At 40.5% G+C, this 24,815-nt stretch carries 28 protein-coding genes and 2 tRNA genes; 21 read left to right on the top strand and 9 right to left on the bottom strand.

Going from position 1 to position 24,815, the window contains the following annotated elements:
* Positions 1 to 183: 183 nt before the first annotated feature.
* Positions 184 to 654, top strand: a complete 471-nt coding sequence (locus ACJJVX_RS04560) for a DUF2721 domain-containing protein (RefSeq protein WP_054205272.1) — start codon at positions 184 to 186, stop codon at positions 652 to 654.
* Between the two features lie 139 nt (positions 655 to 793).
* Positions 794 to 1,246 carry a cytochrome c gene (locus ACJJVX_RS04555; RefSeq protein ID WP_054205273.1) on the top strand — a complete coding sequence of 151 codons (453 nt, stop codon included), beginning with the start codon at positions 794 to 796 and terminating at the stop codon, positions 1,244 to 1,246.
* Positions 1,247 to 1,310: 64 nt separating this feature from the next.
* On the opposite strand, the gene ACJJVX_RS04550 is transcribed toward ACJJVX_RS04555, so the two are convergent.
* On the bottom strand, positions 1,311 to 1,982 hold the full coding sequence (locus ACJJVX_RS04550; protein WP_405630386.1) for a cytochrome b/b6 domain-containing protein: 672 nt from the start codon (positions 1,980 to 1,982) through the stop codon (positions 1,311 to 1,313).
* A gap of 172 nt (positions 1,983 to 2,154) precedes the next feature.
* Here ACJJVX_RS04550 and ACJJVX_RS04545 point away from each other — a divergent pair, with 172 nt between their 5' ends.
* The 3 genes from ACJJVX_RS04545 to ACJJVX_RS04535 are packed head-to-tail and all read left to right on the top strand — an operon-like array spanning position 2,155 to position 4,018.
* Entirely contained in the window at positions 2,155 to 3,006 is an 852-nt protein-coding gene (locus ACJJVX_RS04545; protein WP_405630384.1) for an AraC family transcriptional regulator, read from the top strand.
* 29 nt (positions 3,007 to 3,035) lie between these two features.
* On the top strand, positions 3,036 to 3,722 hold the full coding sequence (locus ACJJVX_RS04540) for an AzlC family ABC transporter permease (RefSeq protein ID WP_054205319.1): 687 nt from the start codon (positions 3,036 to 3,038) through the stop codon (positions 3,720 to 3,722).
* Entirely contained in the window at positions 3,719 to 4,018 is a 300-nt protein-coding gene (locus ACJJVX_RS04535) for an AzlD domain-containing protein (protein WP_054205275.1), read from the top strand. The genes ACJJVX_RS04540 and ACJJVX_RS04535 overlap by 4 nt, the downstream gene beginning before the upstream one ends.
* Positions 4,019 to 4,057: 39 nt before the next feature.
* Here ACJJVX_RS04535 and ACJJVX_RS04530 read toward each other — a convergent pair whose 3' ends face one another.
* A complete protein-coding gene (locus ACJJVX_RS04530; protein ID WP_405630380.1) occupies positions 4,058 to 5,212 on the bottom strand; it encodes an iron-containing alcohol dehydrogenase in 1,155 nt (384 codons plus the stop codon).
* Between the two features lie 158 nt (positions 5,213 to 5,370).
* On the opposite strand from ACJJVX_RS04530, the gene ACJJVX_RS04525 reads away from it, so the two are divergent.
* A complete protein-coding gene (locus ACJJVX_RS04525; RefSeq protein ID WP_054205277.1) occupies positions 5,371 to 6,240 on the top strand; it encodes a LysR family transcriptional regulator in 870 nt (289 codons plus the stop codon).
* 162 nt (positions 6,241 to 6,402) lie between these two features.
* On the top strand, positions 6,403 to 6,885 hold the full coding sequence (locus tag ACJJVX_RS04520; RefSeq protein WP_054454461.1) for a glutathione peroxidase: 483 nt from the start codon (positions 6,403 to 6,405) through the stop codon (positions 6,883 to 6,885).
* Positions 6,886 to 6,927: 42 nt separating this feature from the next.
* Here the strand turns inward: ACJJVX_RS04520 and ACJJVX_RS04515 are convergent, their stop codons facing one another.
* The gene (locus ACJJVX_RS04515) at positions 6,928 to 7,116 is read right to left on the bottom strand and encodes a PA3496 family putative envelope integrity protein (RefSeq protein WP_082355672.1); all 189 of its coding nucleotides are present in this window, start codon (positions 7,114 to 7,116) and stop codon (positions 6,928 to 6,930) included.
* Positions 7,117 to 7,514: 398 nt separating this feature from the next.
* Here ACJJVX_RS04515 and ACJJVX_RS04510 point away from each other — a divergent pair, with 398 nt between their 5' ends.
* Positions 7,515 to 8,312: a YggN family protein gene (locus ACJJVX_RS04510; RefSeq protein WP_054205280.1), complete on the top strand. Its 798-nt coding sequence runs from the start codon at positions 7,515 to 7,517 to the stop codon at positions 8,310 to 8,312.
* A gap of 56 nt (positions 8,313 to 8,368) precedes the next feature.
* Here the strand turns inward: ACJJVX_RS04510 and ACJJVX_RS04505 are convergent, their stop codons facing one another.
* Positions 8,369 to 9,811, bottom strand: coding sequence for a PLP-dependent aminotransferase family protein (locus tag ACJJVX_RS04505; protein ID WP_170173318.1), 1,443 nt, complete (start codon positions 9,809 to 9,811; stop codon positions 8,369 to 8,371).
* Between the two features lie 124 nt (positions 9,812 to 9,935).
* On the opposite strand from ACJJVX_RS04505, the gene ACJJVX_RS04500 reads away from it, so the two are divergent.
* The gene (locus ACJJVX_RS04500; protein WP_054454465.1) at positions 9,936 to 10,865 is read left to right on the top strand and encodes a DMT family transporter; all 930 of its coding nucleotides are present in this window, start codon (positions 9,936 to 9,938) and stop codon (positions 10,863 to 10,865) included.
* A gap of 59 nt (positions 10,866 to 10,924) precedes the next feature.
* Here ACJJVX_RS04500 and ACJJVX_RS04495 read toward each other — a convergent pair whose 3' ends face one another.
* Complete coding sequence (locus tag ACJJVX_RS04495; protein ID WP_082355671.1) at positions 10,925 to 11,815, bottom strand: diacylglycerol kinase family protein; 891 nt, start codon at positions 11,813 to 11,815, stop codon at positions 10,925 to 10,927.
* 322 nt (positions 11,816 to 12,137) lie between these two features.
* On the opposite strand from ACJJVX_RS04495, the gene ACJJVX_RS04490 reads away from it, so the two are divergent.
* From ACJJVX_RS04490 to ACJJVX_RS04465, 6 genes are all read left to right on the top strand, one after another.
* Complete coding sequence (locus tag ACJJVX_RS04490) at positions 12,138 to 12,278, top strand: hypothetical protein (protein WP_167349695.1); 141 nt, start codon at positions 12,138 to 12,140, stop codon at positions 12,276 to 12,278.
* Positions 12,279 to 12,489: 211 nt separating this feature from the next.
* Positions 12,490 to 12,580 (top strand) — tRNA-Ser (locus tag ACJJVX_RS04485).
* A 52-nt stretch (positions 12,581 to 12,632) separates the two neighbouring features.
* Positions 12,633 to 12,725: transfer RNA gene (locus ACJJVX_RS04480), tRNA-Ser, on the top strand.
* A 455-nt stretch (positions 12,726 to 13,180) separates the two neighbouring features.
* The gene (locus tag ACJJVX_RS04475; protein WP_054454469.1) at positions 13,181 to 13,657 is read left to right on the top strand and encodes a hypothetical protein; all 477 of its coding nucleotides are present in this window, start codon (positions 13,181 to 13,183) and stop codon (positions 13,655 to 13,657) included.
* Between the two features lie 255 nt (positions 13,658 to 13,912).
* Positions 13,913 to 14,059, top strand: coding sequence for a maltose acetyltransferase domain-containing protein (locus tag ACJJVX_RS04470; protein WP_405630374.1), 147 nt, complete (start codon positions 13,913 to 13,915; stop codon positions 14,057 to 14,059).
* Between the two features lie 54 nt (positions 14,060 to 14,113).
* Positions 14,114 to 14,236, top strand: coding sequence for a DapH/DapD/GlmU-related protein (locus tag ACJJVX_RS04465; RefSeq protein ID WP_152960612.1), 123 nt, complete (start codon positions 14,114 to 14,116; stop codon positions 14,234 to 14,236).
* Positions 14,237 to 14,281: 45 nt separating this feature from the next.
* Here the strand turns inward: ACJJVX_RS04465 and ACJJVX_RS04460 are convergent, their stop codons facing one another.
* Together ACJJVX_RS04460 and ACJJVX_RS04455 are read right to left on the bottom strand one after the other, a co-directional pair.
* Positions 14,282 to 15,058, bottom strand: a complete 777-nt coding sequence (locus ACJJVX_RS04460; RefSeq protein ID WP_169326625.1) for an amidohydrolase — start codon at positions 15,056 to 15,058, stop codon at positions 14,282 to 14,284.
* Positions 15,046 to 16,188, bottom strand: coding sequence for a methionine aminotransferase (locus ACJJVX_RS04455; RefSeq protein WP_054205285.1), 1,143 nt, complete (start codon positions 16,186 to 16,188; stop codon positions 15,046 to 15,048). Before ACJJVX_RS04455 ends, ACJJVX_RS04460 begins: the two co-directional genes overlap by 13 nt.
* A 98-nt stretch (positions 16,189 to 16,286) precedes the next feature.
* Between ACJJVX_RS04455 and ACJJVX_RS04450 the strand changes: the two genes are divergently transcribed.
* The 5 genes from ACJJVX_RS04450 to ACJJVX_RS04430 all read left to right on the top strand — a co-directional run bounded on the left by ACJJVX_RS04450 (position 16,287) and on the right by ACJJVX_RS04430 (position 20,778).
* Positions 16,287 to 16,916, top strand: a complete 630-nt coding sequence (locus ACJJVX_RS04450; protein WP_054205286.1) for a methylthioribulose 1-phosphate dehydratase — start codon at positions 16,287 to 16,289, stop codon at positions 16,914 to 16,916.
* The gene (gene mtnC, locus ACJJVX_RS04445) at positions 16,913 to 17,599 is read left to right on the top strand and encodes an acireductone synthase (RefSeq protein ID WP_054205287.1); all 687 of its coding nucleotides are present in this window, start codon (positions 16,913 to 16,915) and stop codon (positions 17,597 to 17,599) included. The genes ACJJVX_RS04450 and mtnC overlap by 4 nt, the downstream gene beginning before the upstream one ends.
* Entirely contained in the window at positions 17,596 to 18,138 is a 543-nt protein-coding gene (locus ACJJVX_RS04440; protein WP_054205288.1) for an acireductone dioxygenase, read from the top strand. The genes mtnC and ACJJVX_RS04440 overlap by 4 nt, the downstream gene beginning before the upstream one ends.
* Before the next feature lie 31 nt (positions 18,139 to 18,169).
* Positions 18,170 to 18,511 (top strand): gamma-glutamylcyclotransferase family protein, encoded by a 342-nt coding sequence (locus tag ACJJVX_RS04435; protein ID WP_054205289.1) that lies wholly within the window; start codon positions 18,170 to 18,172, stop codon positions 18,509 to 18,511.
* Between the two features lie 101 nt (positions 18,512 to 18,612).
* Positions 18,613 to 20,778, top strand: coding sequence for a winged helix-turn-helix domain-containing protein (locus ACJJVX_RS04430; RefSeq protein WP_054454476.1), 2,166 nt, complete (start codon positions 18,613 to 18,615; stop codon positions 20,776 to 20,778).
* Here the strand turns inward: ACJJVX_RS04430 and mtnA are convergent.
* Complete coding sequence (gene mtnA / locus ACJJVX_RS04425; protein WP_054205291.1) at positions 20,775 to 21,797, bottom strand: S-methyl-5-thioribose-1-phosphate isomerase; 1,023 nt, start codon at positions 21,795 to 21,797, stop codon at positions 20,775 to 20,777. The two genes, ACJJVX_RS04430 and mtnA, sit on opposite strands and share 4 nt — an antisense overlap.
* A gap of 134 nt (positions 21,798 to 21,931) precedes the next feature.
* Between mtnA and mtnK the strand changes: the two genes are divergently transcribed.
* Positions 21,932 to 23,149 (top strand): S-methyl-5-thioribose kinase, encoded by a 1,218-nt coding sequence (mtnK, locus tag ACJJVX_RS04420; protein WP_054205292.1) that lies wholly within the window; start codon positions 21,932 to 21,934, stop codon positions 23,147 to 23,149.
* 85 nt (positions 23,150 to 23,234) lie between these two features.
* On the opposite strand, the gene ACJJVX_RS04415 is transcribed toward mtnK, so the two are convergent.
* Positions 23,235 to 24,716, bottom strand: coding sequence for an FMN-binding glutamate synthase family protein (locus ACJJVX_RS04415; RefSeq protein ID WP_054205293.1), 1,482 nt, complete (start codon positions 24,714 to 24,716; stop codon positions 23,235 to 23,237).
* Positions 24,717 to 24,815 lie beyond the last annotated feature (99 nt).

Genomic DNA, 24,815 nt, shown 5'->3' with positions numbered 1-24,815 from the left:
TAAGTCATGTACAATATAAAACCATAATGTCGTAAATAACAACTATTTTATTACTTACCGTTTACACTTTGTTTCTACAAACAAAACAATAAATCTCAAAACGCTGATTATAATGAAATTTTAAATATTCACCCTTGTAAATGAATGTAAACACAAACGCAACAATACCCAAAAGAGAAACTAATGAACAATGAAGTTATCAATATATTAACAATGGCTAAGGTAATACAGACAGCTGTAGCGCCGGTATTTTTGATCACAGGTATTGCCGCAACGTTGGGCGTATTATCAAATCGTTTAGCACGAATAACTGACCGAGCCCGCCAACTTGAACGTAAATTGAAGGTCAGTACTGATGAGGAATTTAATACCTCGCTAACCACAGAGCTCAGAGCACTACTAAAACGATCTCGCTTTATCCATATCGCATTTAGTTTAAGTGTATTAAGTGCTGTACTTGTGTGTGCCGTGGTTATGCTGCTGTTTTTATCGCATATTCAGGCAGTTAATTTAGGAGTCACTATCGGTAGTTGTTTTGTCGGCGCCATGGCGTTACTGATTTGTGCGTTTATGTCACTCCTTGGTGAAGTATTCTTAGCCACGCGCAGTATGCGCAGAGGAATGATATTTGCCGACATAGATATCAATGACTAAAAATATGAATCAAAAACGATAACTTAAGTTTAATGGTTAAAGCTCAGTTAAGTTTAACCGCAATAAACTTGAATAATATGACCTACTGATATACAACAACGGTTGTTAACGCTATGAATACAATTAAGGGGCGAAAGGAATGAAATTAAAACAGCTATTTTTAGGCACAGTATTATCAACATTAGCGCTGGGCGCATCAGCTGAATCTGTATTTGAAGAGCCAAGTGATGCGATTGAATATCGCCAAGCTGCATTTTCAATGATCCGTGTACAAATTGGTGATATGGGCGACATGCTAAAAGGCAAAGTAGAGTTTGATGCACAACGCTTTCAAAAGCGTGCAAATAATGCAGCAGCATTGTCTAAAATGCCATGGGAAGCATTTGGCGCTGGCACTGATAAAGGCGATACATCTGCCCTTCCAGCAATTTGGAGTGATAACGAAACCTTTATGAAAAAAGCAACTGCATTTCAGCAATATGCTGATGAGCTAGCCGTTGCTGCACAATCTGGTGATAAAAAGCTAATTGCCAAAGCGTTTGGTCCTTGGGCTAAAGGATGTAAAGATTGCCACACATCATTTAAAGATTAATCTTTGAACCGATAAGCTTTAAACAAAATGGCGCTCAATCAGCGCCATTTTTGTTTTTTAATTGCTAACTAACTAAATAACTTAGCGGCTCTGCGCCCCATGTCATCAATAGTCCACTTAGTAATACAACAAAAATAACAATTGCTAACCAAGGCGATTTGGTTACTTTAACCTCTGTATTAGCTGCTTCTTTGTCCGTATACCCGGTGACCATCGCTTTAACTAACTTTTTGCCTTTAATGCGGTAAATAACAATTGCCACAACGTGTAAAATAATCGCATAAAATAATAAGTCGAAATTTGTGTGGTGCAACCAGCCCGCCCACTCAACCACATTATTAGAGGCATATTGCACCAATGGTCCGTCGGTTAAAATATCGTCCGTGGTCATTAAGCCACTCACTAACTGCACCAATAACAATGCAAAAAAAGCGAGCACCATATAACTGCCCGCAGCACCATGACCCACTGGCTCATTAGTTTGTTTAAACGATTTGATTGCCGCAATAGGAGAATGTAGTAATGCACTTAACTTCGCCGTTTTACTACCAATTAAGCCCCATATAAGACGCGTTAACAGCAGCGCTAATGTAAAAAAACCTGCGATAAAATGCAGTTCCATCATGCCTTCTTCAGCACTAAAATACAGTGTGGCAATTGCTATTACGAGTAGCCAGTGAAAGCTACGAATAAACCCATCCCATACTTTAATACGTTTAACCACTTGATCATCCATCGTAATAACTACCTCTTAAATATATACTCTATAATAATGCCACAGACTGCTTTACACGACTATTTCAACGCGGCGAATAACCGCAGGTATAACGCGCAATTTTTTACAAGCTTTGTATATTGGTTTAGATATACTCAAAGCTATAAGAGCTAAAATAACAAAAGCGGCGCCAATGAAAGATGAACAATCAACTTTTTATCACCATGAGAAATTAGGCGGGTTAGAGGCTTTACAAGCACGCTTTACTCATCAGAATTTTTCACGCCATAGCCATGAAGGCTACACCATTGGTTTAATTGATTGCGGCGCGCAAAAGTTTTATCGCAGTGGCAGTGACCATATCGCACCAAAAAATAGTATTATTTTAGTCAATGCCGACCAAATTCATAATGGCCAAACAGCAACCGAAGCAGGCTGGTCATACAGAGCAATGTATCCGCATCCAGAGCAATTTGACGCACTTTCTCAAGAGTTAATAGGTATTCGCTGTGGCGCACCTTATTTTGATTTTGCTGTTTACAACAATCGCTCACTTACACACGAATTAAATCAACTACTTAATTGCTTAACAACTACAGTGAAAAATAATAACCAACTGCATACTGAAAGCTTATTTTACAGTGTGATGACTCAGTTAATGCTGTCATTTAAACAAGATTGCCGACAATTAAAACAACTAAAACCCAAAGCAAACCTTACACATGCACAGCAATACCTTGATGAATATTGCTGTGAAGAGATAAGCCTTGAGCGAATAGCCGCCCTGAGTCACATGAGTCCATTTCATTTTATTCGTCAGTATAAAAAACAATATGGTTTAACTCCTCATGCATACCAAATACAGCGCCGTATTCGCCATGCAAAGACATTGTTAAAACATGGTTTAAATGTCAGCCAAACAGCAAACGAATGTGGCTTTCATGATCAAAGTCACTTACATCATCACTTTAAATCTCGCATTGGCATTACGCCTGGCCAATATAGAAATCTATTTAGCAGTTCATTAACGAAGGATACACAGTGAAAAAGGCATTACTTAAAGGTTTTTTAGATATGCTACCGCTGTGTTTAGCGGTGATCCCATGGGGGATTTTATGTGGATCGTTAGCGGTACAGAATGGTTTTACAGCTCTCGAAACACAAGCTATGTCACTATTGGTTTTTGCAGGCTCAGCGCAACTGGTTGCCATTGAACTAATGGCTGGTAATACGCCGTTATTAACTATTTTATTTACTACTTTTATTATTAGTTCACGGCATTTTTTATATGGGTTAGCGGTACGCCACAAAGTAATAGATCAACCTTTGCGTTGGCGCCTACCTGTAAGCTTTGTACTCACTGATGAATTATTTGCATTTTCTCACCACCGCAAAGCCTACCGTACAAAAACGCGTTTAACCTATGCGCTAAGTGCCGGATTTAGTTTTTATATAGCGTGGAATTTATGGACTTTTATTGGCATTGTAGCAGGGAGTTTATTGCCCGATTTAACCACCCTCGGGTTAGATTTTGCCATTGCCGCAACATTTATAGCGCTGGTTATTCCTGGCATAAAAAACCTTGCAACCTTAGCAACGGTTGTAACCGCAGGCATAGTTGCTAGCGTTTTAAAAAGCCAAGGGTTTGAGTTGTGGTTGGTTGTTGCTGCACTGAGTGCTATGACCGTGGGGTATATTATTAGCCGTGTTATTAGTCGCACAAATAGCCAAATACATATAAAACAGGCGCCTAAATCATGATGACAACTATTTTATTAATGGCCTGTATTACTTTTTTTACCCGTTACTTATTTTTACACCGCGCTTTGCCCTTTAAAGTCGGACCAAAAATGCAGCAATTTTTAAGCTTTAGCGCCCCTGCAGTGCTCACTGCTATTTGGGTGCCTATCGTATTTGTAACAGATAATGGTATTAACCTAAACTGGCAAAACCCATACCTCAGCGCTGCAGTTGTCGCAATTATTGTCGCGTATAAAACGCATAATATTTACTACACAACGCTGGCTGGTATGGGCCTGTTTTTAATTTTGAATTAGCGCCAGATCAATGCGCCAATTCAATTGCCGATACTGGCGCTAAACACTGGCAAGTAAAACAGCGCGGCTCTTTTCAAGAGTAACCTGCTCTCGCTCACCGAGCGCCGTCATGCCGTGGCGCTCAAGCTGCTTAACAATTATATCTGCCACTTCTTCACCTAAGTTGTAATCACTTAGACGAGTTGGCATGTTTACACTATGGAAAAACGCCTCTGTTGCAGCAATTGCTTGCTCAATAGCGGCATCTTCATCGCTAATATCAAGGCCTAAAACACGTTGTGCATATTGTAAAATTTTACCGCGTTTCGTTTCTTTTTGCTCAGCCATCATACGTGGCAATACAATCGCTAACGTTTGTGCATGATCAAGGCCATACACTGCCGTCATTTCGTGCCCTAGCATATGCGTTGACCAATCTTGCGGCACACCAGCACCAATTAATCCATTTAAGGCCATCGTTGCCGACCACATAATATTAGCGCGCACTTTGTAGTTGTCTGGCTCACTGAATGCTTTTGGGCCTTCTTCAAGTAAGGTCATTAAAATACCTTCAGCAAAACGATCTTGTAACTTAGCGTCTACATCGTACGTTAAGTATTGTTCCATAGTATGAACAAACGCATCAACAATACCGTTAGCTACTTGGCGTTTAGGCAATGAGTAAGTCACTGCAGGGTCAAGCACAGCAAATTGCGGTTGTACAAATGGGCTAGCAAATGGCAATTTGTCATGACTATCAAGGTTAGATACAACACTAAAGGTATTTGACTCAGACCCCGTTGCTGGCAAAGTTAGCACTACACCTAACGAAATCGCTGACTTAATTTCACCACCTTTAGCTAAAATATCCCACGGTTCACCTTCATAATTTGCCGCTGCAGCAATAAATTTACTGCCGTCAATAACAGAACCGCCACCAACAGCTAAAATATAGTCAATCTGTTTCTCTTTAACTAAAGCAACCGCTTTCATGCACGTTTGATAACTTGGGTTTGGCTCGATACCTGCAAATTCAAACCAAGTATGCTCACTTAACGCATTACTTACTTGTTCATAAATACCATTTTTTTTGATGCTGCCGCCGCCATACGTAACCAGTACTTTTGCGTCAGTTGGGATCTCACTTTTAATTAATGCGATTTGTTGTTCGCCAAAATGAATTTTTGTTGGGTTTGCAAAACTAAAATTTAACATGCTTGCTCCATTAATTGATTATGCATAATGCGTGGTGACCAAATGATTGTAGACTTTTAACGTTTAAATTAAAGATTAAGATCAGGCAATCACTTTTGCACAGCTGCAACAATGAATGATATAAACTATAATTACTTAATATTTTGAGAACATAATATATGTGGCAAGGCCTTGATGAATTTTTACATGTCGTTGAACATGGCAGCTTTACCCATGCAGCAAAAGCTATGGAAGTGTCAACATCTCATATTAGTCGCCAAGTACAACAATTAGAAAACCGCTTAGGCTCAGTGCTGTTTCAGCGTACCACCCGTAAAATAAGCTTAACTGACGCAGGGCGTGAATACGCAGTTAAACTCAAAGCCATAAAACAAGAACTTATAGACGCTAATAATCAATTACAAGGCGAACAACGCAGACCCAAAGGCCTTATTCGCATTACCGGCGCGGGGGAATTTGTCGCAACTAATGTAGCACCCAAAATTGTTGAATTCGTAAAACGCTACCCTGACGTGGAAGTCGATATGGACTTTAATAATCGCAACGTTGACCTCGTAGAAGAAGGTTTTGATTTAGCCATTCGTTTTGGGCGTATGCAAGACTCGAATTTAATCGCGAGACCACTATGCCCTCGCATCATGACGCTCGTTGCAAGCCCTGACTATTTACAACAAAACCCCGCTCCTACAACACCTCACCAGCTCACTAAACATAATTGCTTAGTGGCAATGGGTAAACGCTGGCGATTTAATTTTAATGGCGAAATCAAAGAAGTAAAAATTACTGGAAACTGGCGCAGTAATCATCCACGCGCATTACTCAGTGCAACATTGGGTGGATTAGGGATTGCCCACTTAGCTTGCGATATTGTTGAACAATACGTGCAACAAGGCCAATTAGTAACGCTGCTTGATGAATTTCAAGTCACTGATAATGCATCTTGGTTAGTATACCCACGCAAAGATTTAATGCCGTATAGAGTACGTTTATTGATTGAATATTTACTCACAAGTTTTAGGGCGTGTTGACCTTTGCAGATTAAAATTCGTTCAATCCAAAGGCGATTTAATCGCGGCGCGAGGTTTGTAACCGAGTGGGCTAAGTAAAAATCGAGCAAAGCTAGATTTAAGCTGTATGTCTGTCACAACTCAGGATAGAATTTACCAAACAACAATAATAAAGTGAGCATCATGAACGACTTTCACCAACTTTCAGCCACAAACTTACAGGGCCAAACATTTGATTTTAGCAACCTTGAAGGCAAAGTGGTTTTAATTATTAATACCGCCAGCAAATGTGGCTTTACACCGCAATACGAAGGCCTGCAACAATTGCATGCAAAATACGCCGAGCAAGGATTGGTTATTATTGGTTTTCCATGTAATCAATTTGGTCAACAAGAACCTGGAAACGCTAAGGATATCGAGCAGGGCTGTTTAATTAATTATGGCGTTGACTTTGTGATGATGGGCAAAGTAGATGTAAACGGCGAACATGCACACCCCGTGTTTAGGCATTTAAAATCAGCCTTACCAGGGTTTTTGAGTCGTAAAATAAAATGGAATTTCACAAAATTTTTAATCGGCCGCAATGGCGAACCTATTAAACGTTTCGCTCCTTTTACCAAGCCGCAACAAATCGAAAGCACGATCATTAAAGCACTTAAAAACTAAAAGCAATAAAGAGGCATACGCCTCTTTATTTTAAACTGTTGCTTAGTGATTCATGTACTCATCAAAGTCATCATCACCTAAGTTTTTACGCAAGCGTTTTTGCTCCAGGTAGTCTTCCAACTTTTTCTTCACCTTTTGCTTATTCTTGTCGTGTTGATTACGCCCAACCATTTCGTACTCGTCTTCAACAAAAGCGTCATCTAGCGCATCGTAACTAAATGTCTTACCCACAACCCACTCCATAAAGTGTTTGAGACCAATGTAGGATTTTTATCACTGCCATTGGTAAAATTAAAATGTTCAGTGCGCTTATTCAACATAGTGAAGCGCACCAAAGTAAAGCCACAACCCATTCTAAAATGATGTTATGTCAGTAATGTGAATAAATAGCGTTAAATTTGAATTCTGGAAAGTGAGACTTTTTTATCGAAACGATAAACATTATTTATGCTTATAAATTTTTTAGTCATTTTGACTAAAAATTAGTTTTTTTATCATTTAATAGACCAATCAAAAAATAAAGAAAAGACCCTAACAACATGATTATTAATATTAATTTTTTTTGGCATCAAACTTGATAACAACTAAGTAAGCATTCGTTATAATCAACACATTAGCAGGATATAAAAATGAAAAAATTACTTTTAGTAGGTTCTTTATTTATTGCCACAGGGGCAATGGCGCACAATGATAACGACTCGCATATTTCATTTAGCGGCGATTCGTGCAAAGTAGAGTTTCAAAATGATGTTCGCATTAAACCAAACGAACTCGAAATTTTTACCGCTAACGATCACACCATGACTTTCACTAACAATGGCGAGCTCATTGTTGATGGCCAAACATTGGCATTAGATGAGCAGCAGCGTCAAGCAATCAGCGACTACTCAGACAGCCTACGAGGCCAGCTACCTGAAGTTGCTAACATTGCACTTGAAGGTGTAAAAATTGCCGGCGTTGCAATTGAAGAAGTCGCCAATGCATTTAACATCCAAGGTCTAGACAGTATTAATGACCTAATGGCAGAGATTCAGGTTGAGGTAGAAAATACCTTTTATCAACAAGGTGCCTTTGTAATGGGCCAGCAAAGTTTCAATGACTTTGGCGAAAATTTTGAAAGCCATTTTGATGAACAAATTGAAAGTGCCGTTGAATCAGCAATGATGCAATCAATGGGCAGTATTTTGATGGCATTAGGGTCTGAGTTAATGGGTGCCGGCGGCGATATGCAAGCCTTTGAACAGCGTATGGAAAATATGGGTGCACAAATAGAAGAAAAGGTAGAACTGCAAGCAAACGCACTGGAAAAACGTGCTGATGCATTATGTGATAATTTTTCAACGATTGCAGCGCAAGAGCAGCAACTTGTTAAATTAGTACCAGAGCTAAAAAATTATCAATTATTTAGCTACAAACAAAACAACTAAACTCATATAACAATTTGATATCCCTTTAGCAGCACTCTTTTAAACGTGCTGCTTTTTTACTTTTTAGCTAAATGTATTAACTCACCAAGTTTAATAATTGCTTGCTCGACTCGTTCATTCCAAGGCAAGCCATAACTTAACCGTATACAGCTGCGATACTTATTCGTTGCCGAAAATATATAACCCGGTGTAATACTAATACCATTTTCTAACGCGAGTTGAAATAGCTTAATACTGTCAAAGCTTGGCCCTAAATCAACCCAGACCACACAGCCACCTTGCGGATCACTAATACGTGCCGTGGCAGGAAAAGCTTGCTGCAAACACCAAATCATCCGCTCTTTATTGGTACGCAGACGCTGCCTAAGTAATTTTAAGTTACGCTCATAATCACCACTGGCCACAAACTCATATAACGTCCATTGATTAATTAAAGATGTTGAGCAGCTTAGTGCTCGTTTATAACGCCTTGCGCGCGCTGCAAACTTTCCCGCAATTAACCAACCAACCCGATAACTCGGAGCCGCTGTTTTTGAAAACGAAGAACACGTTAACACGAGCCCCTTTTTTGAATACGCTTGTGCAGGTATGCCTCGCTCGGGAGTAAAATGCAAATCGCCGTACACATCATCTTCAATAAGCACTACATCTTGTGATTCTAATAGTTCAACCAATTGTTTACGCTTATGATCCGGCATAAAGCTGCCAACCGGATTGTTGATCGAAGTTGAAAACACACAGGCTTTAATATCGTGATCTTGCAAAGCTTGGTTCAGATCATCAAGCCAGATCCCATCATCAGGACATAGCGGGATCTCCAGTGCTTTAAGGCCTAAACTCTCGATCAATTCAATGATCCCAAAATAACAAGGTGACTCGATCGCAATCACATCCCCCGGCTTTGTCGCACATTTTAACGCGATCGCTAGAGCCTCTTGTGCGCCATTGGTGATCACTAATTCATGGCTATCAACCCCAATACCAAAATCTAAATAACGATGGATCAACTGCTTTTTAAGCGGCGCAAAACCATCCATCGCCCCATAGTTTATTGCACGACTCCCTGCAATCGACATTACCCGACGCATGGTCCGGCTAAGCATTTTATCGGTTGGGGCTGCCGCAACAGGGTTTGCAATACCAAAAGGCACCACATTCGCTTGATGGATGGCATCGTATACTTGCTCAATTAACACCTGCATATTAACTGATACAGGCGCGCGACTCAGCTTTACCCGTTTAGGCCGAGCAAGTTGTGTATTAACTGTTTTTAAAAAGTAACCAGACTTTTCCCGCGCTTCAACAAGACCTTGTGCCTCAAGAGACTGATAAGCCAATTTTACAGTCGGGATGCTCACATTGAGTTTTTCGGCCATTTTGCGTAATGAAGGCAGTTTCTCACCAGGGAGCAGTGTGCCCTGCTCACTTAAATCGCGAACAAGTTGCATGACTTGCTGGTATAAAAAATCATGATTAGTTTTACTGATCACTAACGACATTGCATTTACCTTTCACTCAAAGCACCCCAAATCTGTATAGGTTGCATTTATAGTTTTCTGTGTATGTTAAGTATACAGAAGCGAACTAAAATGAACACTTCATCTTCACACTTGGACCAAGGCCATGAAAAGTATCGCGCTGTACACTCTCACCGTTTTGATTTGGGGCTCTACTTGGCTCGCTATTGAATTTCAATTAGGTGACATCGCCGTTGAAGTTTCGCTATTCTATCGCTTTAGCCTTGCAGCTATTTTGATGTGGATGTGGGTGGGCGTAAAAAAACTCCCCATGAATTACACCCGCCGAGACCATGGTTTTTTTGTTTTATTAGCGCTGTGTAATTTTGGACTTAATTATTTGGTTCTTTACTGGGCACAAAATTACTTAACGTCAGCCATGACATCCATTGCTTTTTCAATGCTGCTCATAATGAATATTATTAATACCCGCTTATTCTTTGGTAAACCTATCGCCAAACGTATTTACAGCGGCGCTATTTTAGGTGTTTTAGGCATCATTTGCTTGTTTTGGCCACAGTTACAGCAGTTCGACTTGAGTAACGGGGTGTTGGTCGGGTTACTACTTGCTCTAAGTGGTACCTTTGTGGCTTCATTAGGGAATATGGTCAGTGTTCGCAATTCTCACCAGCAAATAGGTGTTATGCAAGGTAATGCGTGGGGCATGCTATATAGCGCGATTGGGCTATTATTTTACGTCATTATTAGCGATGCTCAGTTTAGCTTGTCGGCACCTGCAAGCTATTGGTATTCATTAGTTTATTTATCTGTATTTGGCACTGTTATCGCATTTGCTTGTTACTTTGCATTACTAAGAAACATAGGCCCAGAACGCGCCAGTTATGTGATTGTATTATTTCCTTTAGTTGCCGTTGCACTGAGCACATTATTTGAAGGGTTTATCTGGCAAACGAATACGTTTATAGGCTTTAGTTTAGTGCTGGTAGGTAACGCCATTGTACTAACCCCAACAAAACGAATTAAAGCATTTTTTGCAGCGCGGTCATTGCAGCAAAAAAGCTCCATCCCCGGTTAGAATACGTTTTAAACGTAACTAACCCCAAAGCGCCTACTTGTTAGGCGCTTTTTTTATTTTTAACTGCATACTTTTTTTATCTCTAACTGTATAGAGGTACACGTTGGCACACAAAAACGTAGGGCTCGTGGATGCACTTGAATAGAAGCAGGTGTTACACCAATCAACTCGCCATCGGCTTCAATAGGTAAATTAGGTGTATTAATGGTTGCAACCGTCACGCGTTGATACTCAAGCCCTGTCATTGTATGGTGATTGCGTAGTAATAAACGCATAAAACTATATAGGTTGCCCAACAACCCACGCGCAGGCATGGCATAGCATTCCAAGTAACCACTGTTCAATCGTGCCTTAGGTGCAATAGCCAAGCCACCACCAAAATAACGATGGTTCGCAAATACAGTGATTAGATTTTTATACGCATACTCACGCCCTGAAAAATCACTGGTGATATGCGTACCTTTATAACCTAATAGATATTTAAATCCTGCCAAGCTATAACCAAGCGAGGACCGAGCAGGTTTTGTCTGCAATGCTTTGACAACATGAGCGTCAAAACCAACCCCTGCAATATTCACAAAATAACGGTCATTTATTTGCCCAACATCTATTTTGACATCACCTTGACTAAAAACCGCCGTGCGCCACTCTTTATCAGAGCAGCCAAAGCCTCGTGAAAAATCATTCCCTGTACCTAATGGCAATAACGCCAACGAACACGAAAGTCCCACAAGTGCATTAACAGCTAAATTGAGTGTACCATCCCCTCCAACCACCACTGCACGTTGATAATATTCCGCGCGTTGAGTTATTTTTTTGCAATCTGGATGAAAATTTCCCGTGGTATATATTATTTCAGTACTTATTTGTCGTTGATTGCACTCATGGAGTAACCAATCACATACTTTTTTATGATTTTTATTTGTACTTGGTTTAATAATTATCAACATCGTAATATCAATCTACCCACCCATTTAAAAAAACACATTAACAAAAGATAAATTAATCTGAATAATTAGTCACTTTTTTTATTTCACAATGCATAAAAAATAAAAAATAAAATTAAAAGCCTTTAAATACAGACAAAAAACAACAACCAACCTTCATAACCATGCAGTTACCACAGATCATAAAATCTGAACTGCACGTTAAAAAAATATATTCAGATTAGTTATTTCTATCCGACCACCCTAATTTTTATCGTTTTATTTTTGTGCAATTAAGCGTCAGAATAGCCCTGTTGTCAAAACAGACATAACCCGGAGCAAAGTAATGAACCCAGTAAATACATTAAATGAAAATGCAGCAACGCATGTTGCCGTAAAACCAACCAATCGCAAAGCAAAAATGCTCGCTAAACTTAACCGTTATGGTAAAAAGCTAGCACTTGGCGGCGCAGTTCAATATAAGTAACCACCCAACCATGGTTACTTTAGCGGTGCAGCAAACACCCAACCACTAAATGAAAACACTTATTTAGCTCCCTCGTTTGCTGCAACCCCTTCTTAAAACACCTCAAAAACACTTAATTTCAAAAAAAAACCACTTTTTAGAACAAAAAACCAGCAAACGATCTTTTTCCTATTTACACAGCCCACACACCTAAGTATTATCTTGCGTCAACGGAGAGATGGCAGAGTGGTCGAATGCACCGGTCTTGAAAACCGGCAGGGGTTTATAGCCCCTCTAGGGTTCAAATCCCTATCTCTCCACCATTATTACTTTTTGGTGGTTCACTCGACTATCAAAATGAAAAGTTTATGCGCCGGAGAGGTGGCCGAGTGGCCGAAGGCGCTCCCCTGCTAAGGGAGTATAGGGTTTGTAGCTCTATCGAGGGTTCGAATCCCTCCTTCTCCGCCATTTATTAAATTAAACCGCTTAATTGCGGTTTTTTTATGCCCGCAACCTTTACACCGGTGAAGGAGGGTGAGAATCCTCGACTAGGGTTCGATAAAATGTCAGGAACATTTTAGGCCGCTGCAAGCGTCGCGAAGCGATTGATTACATGGATGTAAGCAAGCCCATCCCTCCTTCTCCGCCATTTAATAACGAAGAAAGCCCCGCAATTTATTGCGGGGCTTTTTTTGTTGTTAAAAATGGCAGAAGGAGGGTGAGAACCCTCGACCAGAGTTCGACCAAACTTTATCGGGAACAAAGTTAAACGCGCGCAGTGCGGTCAAAAAACTAAACTCTAGCTCCTTTCCGCTAAATTGTGTAATGTAATAACAAATACAACGCATCAACTTTTAAACCAAATTCAAAAATCGTTCTCATTTTCTTTTCAGAAACACCAAAATATTTCCTAAGGCTACAAGTTGAGTAACAAAGAGGACAAAGAAAGTGGTATTTTATATGCAGTTTTTACAACTGTATTATTGTACTTCCTTTTCAAAATTACTTTAATTTACACAATAGTTTCAGATAGACATATTTCTTGTCTAAGCTCTCACTGGGACAACATTGAAGTAGTTATTACTCCTTTTTCTGCATTCTTAATTTTAGCAATATTAAGTTGTATTTGGTTGTTCCTTAGTTGTTTAAAATATAAAAAGAAGGTAGGTAAAGCAGCCTATCTAATATTTTTTGTTGCAGCAGTATTCTATTATTTTTGGTTTAAAGGTTTTTACGGCTTTTGGTTACTAATAGAATATGAGCAGGACAAAATAACCCTCTCACAATTTTTTAACCAAACTGGAAGCGATGAGTTATTTAAATTATATGAAGGGCATCACGAAATTCAAATGTTCTGCCAATCATATGATCACAATTCAGATAAAAAATCTGATAACTAAATATTTCACTATAGTGATTAACCGCTGCAAGCGCCTCCCGCGATTGATTACATGGACGTAAGCAAGCCCATCCCCACGTTTGACTCGCATCTCAGTATAAATTCTCCAAGCTTTATGACATTCACGGTGGTAAGCCACTCGCCTACAAGTAGTATCTACCGTGATTCTGTAGATACGTCATTTATAACGAAAACTATGCCCTACCACTTCTTTTTGCTAGTGTGCTTAGATAACTCAATTTAAGCACTAGAAACTATGACTAACACCATGACCGAACTTGAAAAAATGCAGCTGGGCTTATCTTATATAGCCTCAGATCCAGAACTCGCAAAAGCACGTACACATGCAAAGTTACTCTGCCATCAATTTAATTTAGCAGATCCAACAACACCGTATGAGTGAGTTAAAATTCTTGGTGCCTTATTAAAGTTTAAAGGTAAGGCCTACCTTGAACCGATGTTTTATTGCGGTTTTGGTTTTAATATAGAGCTTGGCGATAATTGTGTGATTGGCGCAGGCAGTGTAGTGACAAAAGATATTCCGGCCAATTCGGTGGCCGTTGTAATCCCTGCAAAGTGATTAGGGCGATAAAAACTAAATAGTCGCCCTGGTTGTTAACGCAGGTTAATCTTGCAAACTAAACCCATCTGCATCTAAATGCGCGGGGAAACTTTGCTTAAATAGTTCAAGCGGCTCTTTCTTTAAAGTGGTAATTACAATGTCTGATTCATTGTCTATTGCAGCGACTAGCACATCACCTTTGAAATCATACACTGCAGTGCCGCCATTATGCGCAACGCCATTGCCATCTTCCCCCACACGGTTCACACCAACCACATAGCACTGGTTTTCCATCGCACGCGCCATTAATAGGGTATCCCATACATTACGCCTTGCTGCGGGCCAATTGGCGACATTTATCATCACATCGTAATCGTTACGATTACGTTGAAAAACCGGGAAGCGTAGGTCATAACACACTTGCGGTAAAACCCTAAAACCATTAATGGTGAATATTTGCCGCTGCTGCCCAGCTTTTACAAAATCACCTTCTTTACCCAAACAAAATAGGTGGCGTTTGTCGTAAAACTTAACCTCACCACTGGGCCACACCCAGTAAAAACGATTGGCTTTTTTGTCACCTTGCTCTACTAATACGGAGCCTGCAACCACTGCATTGGCCGATTTAGCTGTCGCGATTAACCAAGCAAGTACTTGACCGTTTTCCGGTTCAGCGCAATCGAGGCTTATCGCAAAGCCGGTGGCGAACGTTTCGGGTAATAAAATAAGATCAACCGCTTTATCTATATTAGCTATTTTATTGCCAAAATTTTCCAAGTTAGCAGCTTTATCTAACCAGTTAAGCGAGGTTTGCACCAAAGCGAGCGTTAAAGTTGACATAAAATCTCCGCAGCTTGCAGCAAAGTTTCATCGCTTTTAGCAAAGCACAAACGAATTACTTTATCGTGACTTGGTTGTTGATAAAACACACTCAATGGGATAGCAGCAACGCTCGCCTGTTCAACTAGCCATTGGCAAAACTCAACATCATTTAACTCAGACACATCACTGTAATCGAGTAGCAAAAAGTAAGTGCCTTCGCTGGGCAAAATAGTAAAGCGGCTACCTTTAAGAGCATTACTGAGCACATCGCGTTTTTGTTGATAAAACTCACTAAGCTCATCCACATGCTCTCCTTGTTGCTCTAACATATCGGCTAATGCATGTTGTGCAGGCGTAAAACTTGAAAAGGTCACATATTGATGGATTTTACGAAACTCCACAGCCAAGCTTGCTGGTGCGATGCAATATCCCATTTTCCAACCCGTACTGTGAAATGTTTTACCGAAACTTGAAATAACAAAGCTTTTTGCAAATAGCGCATCATCACGCAGTACACTTAAGTGAGGCTGCCCATCAAAGGTAATGTGCTCGTATACTTCATCGCTGATGACATATAAATCATGCGCTGAAACTATCGCTTTAAGGGCATTTATATCTTGCTGCTTTAATGTTTTCCCACTGGGATTATGTGGGGTATTTATAATTATTGCGCGGGTGTTTTTATTTACGGCACTGGCAACAGCTTGCCAATCAATCACATAATCTGGCGCATGTAGCGCAATATTAACCGACTTACCGCCTGCCAGCTCTATTGCCGGTTGATAAGAGTCATAAGCGGGGTCAAATATAATGACCTCATCGCCGCGACGTACAATAGCTTGAATTGCAACAAATAATGCCTCTGTAGCGCCTGATGTAACGGTTACCTGCTGATCGGCATTAATTTCTGCACCGTATTTTCGCTGTGCTAATTCAGCTATTTGTTGCTGTAGTCGCGGCACGCCACTTGAAGGCGAATATTGATTCATTCCTTCTAATACATAATGGTTCAGCTGTTTTTTTAGCAGCTCTGGCGCGTCAAATTCAGGGAAACCCTGCGATAAATTAATTGCTTCATATTGATTTGCTAAAGTGGTCATTTGACTAAAAATACTGGTGCCTAAATTTGGCAATTTACTTTCAAACACTGGTTACCCTTAATGATGGTTTTGCGCCCAAAGCGATGCTATCATTGCTTATAAAAGAAGTATAGCCGTCTAAATCGTTTTAGTAGCTCGAGGATTATATGCATAACAATACCGCTATTTCAGAACTTATAGAAGCAGGAAAATGGATCAGTCAACGTGGTTGGGTTCCTGCAACGGGTGGCAACTTTTCAGCTCGTACAACCACCGGATTTGTTGTAACTGCCAGCGGCTTTGATAAAGGTCAGCTCGGAACTCATACCTTTATTCAGTTAGACCATAATGGTGATCGCAGCGCGGGTTCAGCCAAACCTTCTGCCGAAACAGAGCTGCATTTATGCATGTACAAACTCATTCCTTCAGCTAACTTTGTATTGCATACCCACTCTGTTGCAGCCACGGTACTATCGCGGGTAGTTAAAGGCCACAGCCTTGATTTACAAGGCTACGAAATGCAAAAGTCAATTGCAGGCAATACGTCACATTTAGACACACTTAGTATTCCTATTTTTGATAACGACCAAGATATTGATCGCCTAAGCTTATTAGTAAGTGACCATCACTTACACACGCCGATTGAGTATGCAGTGCTTATTCGCGGCCATGGTCTATATGTTGTAGGGCGTGATATTCGTGAAGTACGTCGCCACTTAGAAGGCTTAGAGTTTTTATTTAGTTGTGAGCTTGAGCGTTTAAAATTAGAAGGTATTTCAGCAGAGGCAAAAGTATGATCAAGGCATTATTAACTGATATTGAAGGCACAATTACCCGAATTTCATTTGTTAAAGAAGTGCTGTTTCCTTATGCCGCTGCGCGGTTACCCGAATTTGTAAAAGCAAACCAGCAACAAGACGCCGTAGCTGAACAATTAAATGCCGTAAAAGAATTTATCGAGCAGCCAGATGCCCCTATAGATACGGTTATTAGCACCTTACTCAAATGGGTTGCCGACGATAAAAAAATTACCCCACTTAAGCAACTGCAAGGTTTGATTTGGCAGGCGGGTTACGAAAATGGTGATTTTACTGGTCACTTATATCCTGATGCCTACCAGTTTTTACAACAGCAAAAACTCGCAGGTCAGCAGCTTTATGTGTATTCGTCAGGTTCAGTAAAAGCACAACATTTGATTTTTCAATACTCCGATTTTGGTGACATCCGCCCACTATTTACTGATTACTTTGATACCAAGGTTGGTGCAAAACAAGAGCAATCATCGTATGAAAACATTATTACGCAACTGCCATTTGACGCAAATGAAGTGTTATTTTTGAGCGATGTGGTTAGCGAGCTTGATGCTGCTAAGGCCGCAGGCCTAAATACGTTGCACTTAATCCGCGATGGTCAAGCCTGCTCGGTTGAACATAATTACATTAACGATTTTAGCCAGTTTACAGCGGAGTATTTAGCATGAGCCAATTAACTATTTTTGCTGACTGTAATGGCGAAAATGCGCTTTTTACAAGTCATGACAACAACGAGATAGCCGCAGAGTTAAATAAGGTCGGTGTACGTTTTGAGCAGTGGCAAGCAAGTGCAGTGATCACCGCCACTACTAATAATGAGGAGATCATTGCATCTTATAACACCGATATCGAGCGCCTAAAGCAACAAGGGGGCTATCAAACTGTTGATGTAATTTCATTGGCTAAAGGTAACCCCTCAGCGGCGGATTTACGCGCTAAGTTTTTATTTGAGCACACCCATAGTGAAGATGAAGTACGCTTTTTTGTGAAAGGCCAAGGGTTGTTTTGCCTACACATTAACGACAAAGTTTACCAAGTGCTGTGCCAACAGGGTGACTTGATTTCAGTCCCTGAACTCACGCCGCATTGGTTTGATATGGGCAGCGATCCTGAGTTTACCGCGATTCGTTTGTTCAATAACACTGAGGGCTGGGTTGCACAAAGCACAGAATCAGAGATTGCCAAGCAATTTCCGTTATTAGATTAACGACCTGTTATTTAAAACCAAAAGGCTAAAAATGGAAAAGCTATTCTCATACGGTACGCTGCAATTAGAGCAAGTACAGCTTGATACCTTTGGCCGTTTGCTTGAAGGCCAAGCCGATACACTACAAGGTTACGTAATAGGTGAAGTTGAGATCTCCGATGCCGCCGTGCTGAAAAGCAGCGGCCAACGGTTTCATCCTGCATTAATTAAAACAGGACTGGCGACAGATACAGTAACCGGCACCATTTTTACTATCACCGCAGAAGAACTCGCCAACGCAGACAACTACGAAGTTAATGATTACGTACGAGTTGAAGAGATATTTAGCAGCGGTATTAATGCGTGGGTGTATGTAGCTAAAAGCCTAATATAGCTTACATTAGTTTACAAACACCCAACAAAAATACCCTAAAGACAAACAACTTCTGTTATTATTCTTTGTGATAAAAGCAATATATAATTAAAGGATTAGATATGGGGCTGGCGCGTTTTCTCACTCAAGGAAACTTAATATTAGTTGGCGAGTGGCAACTAAATATTGATCAGCAAAGTATTAGTGACGGTGATAACGTTAGGGAATTAGAACCCCTACTGTTCAAACTATTATGCTATTTTATTGAACATAATGAACGAATAATTCCTCGCCAAGAACTTGCTGAAAATATTTGGCAACAAAGTCATGTAGATGATAATGCTATTAACCGCGCCATCTCTGAGTTAAGAAAAGCCCTCAAGTCAGCAAAACAGCCCGGCCAGAGTATCAAAACTCATTACCGAGCTGGCTACAGTTTATTTATTTCAGTGAACTCAAGCGCAATTAGCGCTGAACCAGAACTTGCGGTAACCAAACCTATTATAACCCCTTTAGTTCCACCAACACTGCAACCGACGAGAACACCGATAAAAGTATATTGGCCTTGGACTATGGTCTTGCTGCTCTTAGTGATTTGCCTTTTTTGGTTTTATCAAGAGCAACCATCTGCCAGCAATGAAACACAAAGCTCCATGCCTTTTCTTACTTTAGAAGCTGAAACTATTTCTTGGCATAAGGGAAGTTACTATAACTTATTGCTTCCCCCTGATAAAAGTAAGCTGGCTTATATGGTTACCACTGCCAAACCAAGCGTAACAAGCGAAACAAGCAACATGTATGTGATGGACTTGGGCAGTAAAAAAGAATATTTGATTGATGCTGGCAAAGTTTATATTCAAGGTTGGTCAAGTGATGGTGAACGATTATTTTACATCAAGTGTAAGAAAAATAATAAATACCAGTGCCAGCAATGGCAAGCCAGTAATTTTATTTCTAAAGAGATAAAAAAGATGCCCCTACCGTATAGCATTACAGGGGGTGAAGAACTAACTCAGTACACGGAAATTGGCGATACAGCAATATTTCGTAGAAATAACTATCGTGGACTTACCCACCTCAATGCACTCTATGCCTATGATAAAAAAACAGGTGAGGAGCTGCGTATTACTACACCCAATATAACAGGTACTGGTGACTACTTATTAACATCGCTCTCAAATCCCGATAGAATTATCTTTGAGCGCCATAACGTTAGCCAATCTGAGATTTACATGGCTAACCTTGATGGGAGTTCGTTGAAGTTATTAACGACGTACACCCACAGAGCATGGGCGGCTACCTATGACAAAGATGACAACACTCTAATTTGGTACAACCGCTTTAATTCGACAATTGAGTCATTTTCGCTCGATACTATGCAGCTAGGGCAAGTGATTGAAGCCCCTGTAAAAGCGGCAAATTACGCATACCCACTTGATAAGCAAACCATATTAATCAGTACCGACTTACACGATTTAGATGTCAATATCTTTGATTTTAAAACGGCAAGCATGGAGCATATTGCCACAGCAAATAAACATGAGCGCGAGGGCGTAGCACTGAAAAATGGTGATATCTACTTTGCCGATGCTTATTACCACGATAAACGCGAACATTGGTTAAAAACGAGCAACCAATTTATCAACATTACTGATCAGTTAGGCACTGATAATATAATTATAGCTGCTGATGCTAATAGCTCGCATTTATTGAGCTACAACAAAAGTAGTTATCAACTCTCCATTTTGAATGCCACTGATTACCATGTGATAAAACAATGGACGATGCCTGGCCATATTCACAGTGCTGTAATGCGTAACAATAAAGTGGCTATAATCTATACGGATGCCACTAATCAAAACAACCAAATAATGCTGTTAAATACTGATAATGAAAACACTGTAATGAGTGACATCGACACTCCACTTGCGCTTGCTTGGCTTGATGACGATCAGTTAATTGTGCATACAAAAAACACGCAATTTTTAATACTTGATAGCCAAACCAATACTTATAAAGAATTTGCAACACCAGATAAACTAACGACAATCAAACCCTCTATAGTGGCTATAGCAAGCAATGATAAAACATTATTTGTGGCAACCGATTTAGAAATATACAGTACGACTTTAGATACAATGCAAGATGTTAAAAGTTTAGTAAAAATGAAGCCAACAAACTATGTAATGAAGCTAAATGCCCAGAATGATAAGTTAGCTATTTCACTTGTATCTACCTACAACCCAAATAGTATTGAACTTTACACAGAGCATAAACCAAATGACTAAAAGCCCCTCAAAGCGCCTCGCTTAATATCAGCTTGGCTATACACTCCAGTATCCAGTACCCAGCCCGTGATAAGCTTTGCGGGCGTTACGTCAAATGCTGGATTGTAAACTTTTGCGTTAGTCGGTGCCCAAAGCGCCTCGCCAAAACTGCCGCTGACACCGCGTACCTCTGCTCCATTACGCTGCTCTATTTCTATCTCTTTGCCGCACGCCGTGTTTATATCTAATGTGGTTAGCGGCGCAACAACATAAAATTCAATATCATGAAAGTGCGCAAGCACAGCTAAATTGTAAGTACCTACTTTATTTGCAAAATCGCCATTGGCGGCGATACGGTCTGCACCCACAAAAATTTTATCCACTTTGCCCGCGGCCATTAAACTTGCAGCCATGTTGTCGCAAATTAAAGTATAAGGGATTTGCCAGCGCTCTAATTCAAATGCAGTCAACCGCCCACCTTGTAACAATGGCCTAGTTTCGTCTACCCACACATGAATGTCACCATGGCGCTGCTGCGCTTTATAAATCACCCCAAGCGCAGTGCCTATGCCTGCAGTAGCTAACGCTCCCGTATTACAATGAGTCAGAATATTATCGCCACTGTTAACGAGTTTTGCTCCGTGAGTTGCCATTTTCTCGCACAGAGCAATGTCTTCGTTGAACAGCTTTACTGCTGTGTTTATAACTTCAGCTACATAATCTTGCTGCTGTAATGCCACCCTTAGTTTCGCCATGCAATGCATTAAATTAACAGCGGTGGGACGCGTAGCTTCAAGGTCATCAATGGCTTGCGCTAAAACAGCTTTGGTTGTGTCTTGTTCAGCCAAATAAGCAATTAATAAACTAGCACCTAAACCAATCAATGGAGCACCACGAATTTTTAAACTCAAAATTAGCTCTCTCATGGTTTTTACATCACGGCATTCATGCCACACCTGTTGATGGGGCAATAAATACTGATCCAATACCATTAAGGTATTATTTTGGAATTTTAAGCTGCTAGCGATTAAATCTTGCATATGAGTTGGACCTACCAATATAAAATCTGCTGCTATTTTACATCAGTTTTAAAAACCCACAAGGCGGAAGTGTAGACTTCCAAACGGTTAAAGGTATAGAATGCTATTGTTCCTGAATTAATAAGAGAAGCCCGATGGCCAAATACTTTGCGTTTAATGCCCAGCATGCGATTGATTATATTAAAAATCTTGTAAAAGAAGAGGGATATGATTTTTTTCAGCCAGATCAAACTTTAACTGCGTATGAGTTTGGTGATGGTAATTTAAACTTAGTATTTAGAATCAGTGATGAGCAAAATAACAGCGTTATATTAAAACAAGCACTGCCTTATGCTCGCTGCGTAGGAGAATCATGGCCATTAACACTTGATAGAGCACGAATTGAAGCTGAAGTGTTAGTTAATCATGGCGCTATTTGCCCTGAACACACAGCCAATGTATTGCATTATAACCCCGTATCAGCGTTAACTATTTTAGAAGATCTGGGTCATTTACAAATTTTACGCACCGCACAAATTAACGCAGAACACTTTCCATTGCTTGGCCAGCATGTAGCCCGCTATTTAAGTTATACGGGATTTTATAATTCAGATTTTTACTTAGCCGCTCAGGATAAAAAAGCGAAAGTCACTCAGTTTACCAACCCTGAACTTTGCCAAATTACTGAAGACTTATTTTTTAACGATATTCTGCGTGAGCATGAGCGAAATAACTACCCTGCACAATTACAAAGCACGGTGAGTAAATTACAAAGTAACGCTGCGCTACATTTAGCAATCGCAAAACTCAAAGCGCAATTTTTATCATGCCCGCAAACTCTGCTCCACGGTGATATGCATAGCGGCAGCATTTTTGCAGATCAAAGCACCACTAAGATAATCGATCCTGAGTTTGGTTTTTTTGGCCCTATAGGCTTTGATATCGGCTCATTTATCGGCAACTTATTATTAAATTACTGCGCTCAAAACGCCCGCATTAGTGAGTTTGTTATTCGCCGCAACTATCACAGCCACTTACTGACTTGCCTGCAAGAAAGCTATAGCTTATTTGAACAACAGTGGCTTGCGCTAATTGTAAAGCAAAGTACTGATTTGAATTTGCAAGCAAATGGCTACGCTGAACACTTTATGCAACAAGTTTTGCAAGATGCTATTGGCTACTGTGGTGTTGAGCTTATTCGCCGTACGATTGGCTTGGCTCATGTTGCCGATATTGATGGTATTGAAGATGAACAAGCCCGCTTAGATGTACAGCGTCACACCTTAGCGCTGGGCGAGCAGTTAGTACTCAACGCCCATACCTGCAATAACAAAGAGGAATTTTTCTCTTTATTAATAAGCCAACTAAATTAAGTGTATAAATATAGCAAAAGGCACTTTATTAAGTGCCTTTTTATCAACCTACTTTGGGCGGGCCCTATTACCTAGCCCCTTTAAATTACTGATAATTTTCATACATTTTATCTAGTGGTTCTGATAAGCCATTTTCCTGCACAACCCGAACATGTTCACGGCTGAGTTCTCGAGCACTAAATACACCACATGAGTGCGCAATTAACCCCGCCCCATAATGAATATACTTGTTGTAATTAGCGACACGCTGCGCCTTGTCAGCTACATCAAGGCCGCGCTGCAAGCGTTCATCGTGTGTTGTTATACCTGTTGGGCAAGTGTCCTTATTGCACTGCAATGCTTGAATACAGCCCAGGGCAAACATATGACCACGTGCAGAAACAACAAAATCTGCGCCAAGCGCCAGTGCCCAAGCCACTTTTGACGGCACAATTAATTTACCCGATGCAATCACCTTAACCCGCTCTCGTAAGCCATGTTTTTCAAGCATGCTAACGACTAAAGGTAGACTCTCTTTTAAGGGTAATCCAACCGAGTCCATTAAAGGTTGAGGTGCCGCGCCGGTGCCACCATCAGCACTATCGATAGTAATAAAATCGGGCGCTGATTCGATACCGCGATGGTTTATTTCTGCAAACAAGGTTTCTAGCCATGCATAAGCGCCTATAACGGCTTTAAAACCGGTAGGCTTACCTGTTGTTTCACGGACTTTTGCAATCATATCAAGTAAGTCTGACGGATTTTTAACCTCTGGATGACCATTTGGGCTGATTGAATCTTGCCCCTGTGGAATGCCCCGAATAGCTGCAATTTCAGCATTAACTTTTTTACCGGGTAGCATGCCTCCTTTGCCCGGTTTTGCTCCTTGGCTCATTTTTATTTCAAACATCTTAACTTGCTCATAAGCCGCAATCTCTTGAAGCTTTTTAATGCTCAAATTGCCTTGCCCATCACGCACACCATACTTAGCCGTGCCTATTTGGAAAACTATATCTGCGCCCCCCTCTAAATGATAAGGGCTTAAACCGCCTTCGCCTGTATTCATCCAGCATCCTGCAAGCTTTGCACCTTTTGATAAAGCACGCACTGCAGGTTTAGATAAGGCACCAAAACTCATACCTGAGATATTAAATAAGGAGTTTGTTGCATAAGGTACAGTACAATAAGGCCCAATTATTACAGCGCTTGGCTCGAGGGCTTCTTCGTCTAAGGTAGGAAACGCACAGTTCATAAACATAACTGTACCAGTGACTTCTAAACTCTGTGTTGAACCAAACGCTGATGTACGGTCAACATTCTTAGCCGCTTTGTACACCCAACTGCGATCAGCACGGTTGAAAGGCATTTCCTCACGATCCATGGCAAAGAAATACTGACGAAAAAACTCGCCTTGGCGCTCAAAAAAATATCGAAACCGGCCAATCACCGGGTAGTTACGCCTAATAGCTTGTTTTGATTGAGTTACATCTGCAATATAAAAATAAATAACCACTAATACAAACAAACCCAATGCCACAATAAATAAACTGGCAAACACATCTATACTAAAAATTATAAAATCACTCATCCAACGCCCCTTGCTGGTTATTTTATTCCAGCAAAGAGCATATAAGCAGATCAAATTTCAAGCAAAGAGTTTTATACCCTAGGACTTCAAATTGTTGGG

Source organism: Pseudoalteromonas sp. Ld20 (assembly GCF_045064175.1).
GTDB classification, from domain to species: Bacteria; Pseudomonadota; Gammaproteobacteria; order Enterobacterales; family Alteromonadaceae; genus Pseudoalteromonas; species Pseudoalteromonas neustonica.
Note: the sequence above shows the minus strand (reverse complement) of the source record. Positions and strands in the feature narration are given on the sequence as shown.

What these genes read in the sequence shown, in the direction of transcription:
- ACJJVX_RS04560 (WP_054205272.1), top strand. Translation starts at nt 184, where the DNA reads ATGAACAATGAAGTTATCAATATATTAACAATGGCTAAGGTAATACAG.
- ACJJVX_RS04555 (WP_054205273.1), top strand. Translation starts at nt 794, where the DNA reads ATGAAATTAAAACAGCTATTTTTAGGCACAGTATTATCAACATTAGCG.
- ACJJVX_RS04550 (WP_405630386.1), bottom strand. Translation starts at nt 1,982, where the DNA reads ATGGATGATCAAGTGGTTAAACGTATTAAAGTATGGGATGGGTTTATT.
- ACJJVX_RS04545 (WP_405630384.1), top strand. Translation starts at nt 2,155, where the DNA reads ATGAAAGATGAACAATCAACTTTTTATCACCATGAGAAATTAGGCGGG.
- ACJJVX_RS04540 (WP_054205319.1), top strand. Translation starts at nt 3,036, where the DNA reads ATGCTACCGCTGTGTTTAGCGGTGATCCCATGGGGGATTTTATGTGGA.
- ACJJVX_RS04535 (WP_054205275.1), top strand. Translation starts at nt 3,719, where the DNA reads ATGATGACAACTATTTTATTAATGGCCTGTATTACTTTTTTTACCCGT.
- ACJJVX_RS04530 (WP_405630380.1), bottom strand. Translation starts at nt 5,212, where the DNA reads ATGTTAAATTTTAGTTTTGCAAACCCAACAAAAATTCATTTTGGCGAA.
- ACJJVX_RS04525 (WP_054205277.1), top strand. Translation starts at nt 5,371, where the DNA reads ATGTGGCAAGGCCTTGATGAATTTTTACATGTCGTTGAACATGGCAGC.
- ACJJVX_RS04520 (WP_054454461.1), top strand. Translation starts at nt 6,403, where the DNA reads ATGAACGACTTTCACCAACTTTCAGCCACAAACTTACAGGGCCAAACA.
- ACJJVX_RS04510 (WP_054205280.1), top strand. Translation starts at nt 7,515, where the DNA reads ATGAAAAAATTACTTTTAGTAGGTTCTTTATTTATTGCCACAGGGGCA.
- ACJJVX_RS04505 (WP_170173318.1), bottom strand. Translation starts at nt 9,811, where the DNA reads ATGTCGTTAGTGATCAGTAAAACTAATCATGATTTTTTATACCAGCAA.
- ACJJVX_RS04500 (WP_054454465.1), top strand. Translation starts at nt 9,936, where the DNA reads ATGAAAAGTATCGCGCTGTACACTCTCACCGTTTTGATTTGGGGCTCT.
- ACJJVX_RS04495 (WP_082355671.1), bottom strand. Translation starts at nt 11,815, where the DNA reads ATGTTGATAATTATTAAACCAAGTACAAATAAAAATCATAAAAAAGTA.
- ACJJVX_RS04490 (WP_167349695.1), top strand. Translation starts at nt 12,138, where the DNA reads ATGAACCCAGTAAATACATTAAATGAAAATGCAGCAACGCATGTTGCC.
- ACJJVX_RS04470 (WP_405630374.1), top strand. Translation starts at nt 13,913, where the DNA reads ATGACTAACACCATGACCGAACTTGAAAAAATGCAGCTGGGCTTATCT.
- ACJJVX_RS04465 (WP_152960612.1), top strand. Translation starts at nt 14,114, where the DNA reads ATGTTTTATTGCGGTTTTGGTTTTAATATAGAGCTTGGCGATAATTGT.
- ACJJVX_RS04460 (WP_169326625.1), bottom strand. Translation starts at nt 15,058, where the DNA reads ATGTCAACTTTAACGCTCGCTTTGGTGCAAACCTCGCTTAACTGGTTA.
- ACJJVX_RS04450 (WP_054205286.1), top strand. Translation starts at nt 16,287, where the DNA reads ATGCATAACAATACCGCTATTTCAGAACTTATAGAAGCAGGAAAATGG.
- mtnC (WP_054205287.1), top strand. Translation starts at nt 16,913, where the DNA reads ATGATCAAGGCATTATTAACTGATATTGAAGGCACAATTACCCGAATT.
- ACJJVX_RS04440 (WP_054205288.1), top strand. Translation starts at nt 17,596, where the DNA reads ATGAGCCAATTAACTATTTTTGCTGACTGTAATGGCGAAAATGCGCTT.
- ACJJVX_RS04435 (WP_054205289.1), top strand. Translation starts at nt 18,170, where the DNA reads ATGGAAAAGCTATTCTCATACGGTACGCTGCAATTAGAGCAAGTACAG.
- ACJJVX_RS04430 (WP_054454476.1), top strand. Translation starts at nt 18,613, where the DNA reads ATGGGGCTGGCGCGTTTTCTCACTCAAGGAAACTTAATATTAGTTGGC.
- mtnA (WP_054205291.1), bottom strand. Translation starts at nt 21,797, where the DNA reads ATGCAAGATTTAATCGCTAGCAGCTTAAAATTCCAAAATAATACCTTA.
- mtnK (WP_054205292.1), top strand. Translation starts at nt 21,932, where the DNA reads ATGGCCAAATACTTTGCGTTTAATGCCCAGCATGCGATTGATTATATT.
- ACJJVX_RS04415 (WP_054205293.1), bottom strand. Translation starts at nt 24,716, where the DNA reads ATGAGTGATTTTATAATTTTTAGTATAGATGTGTTTGCCAGTTTATTT.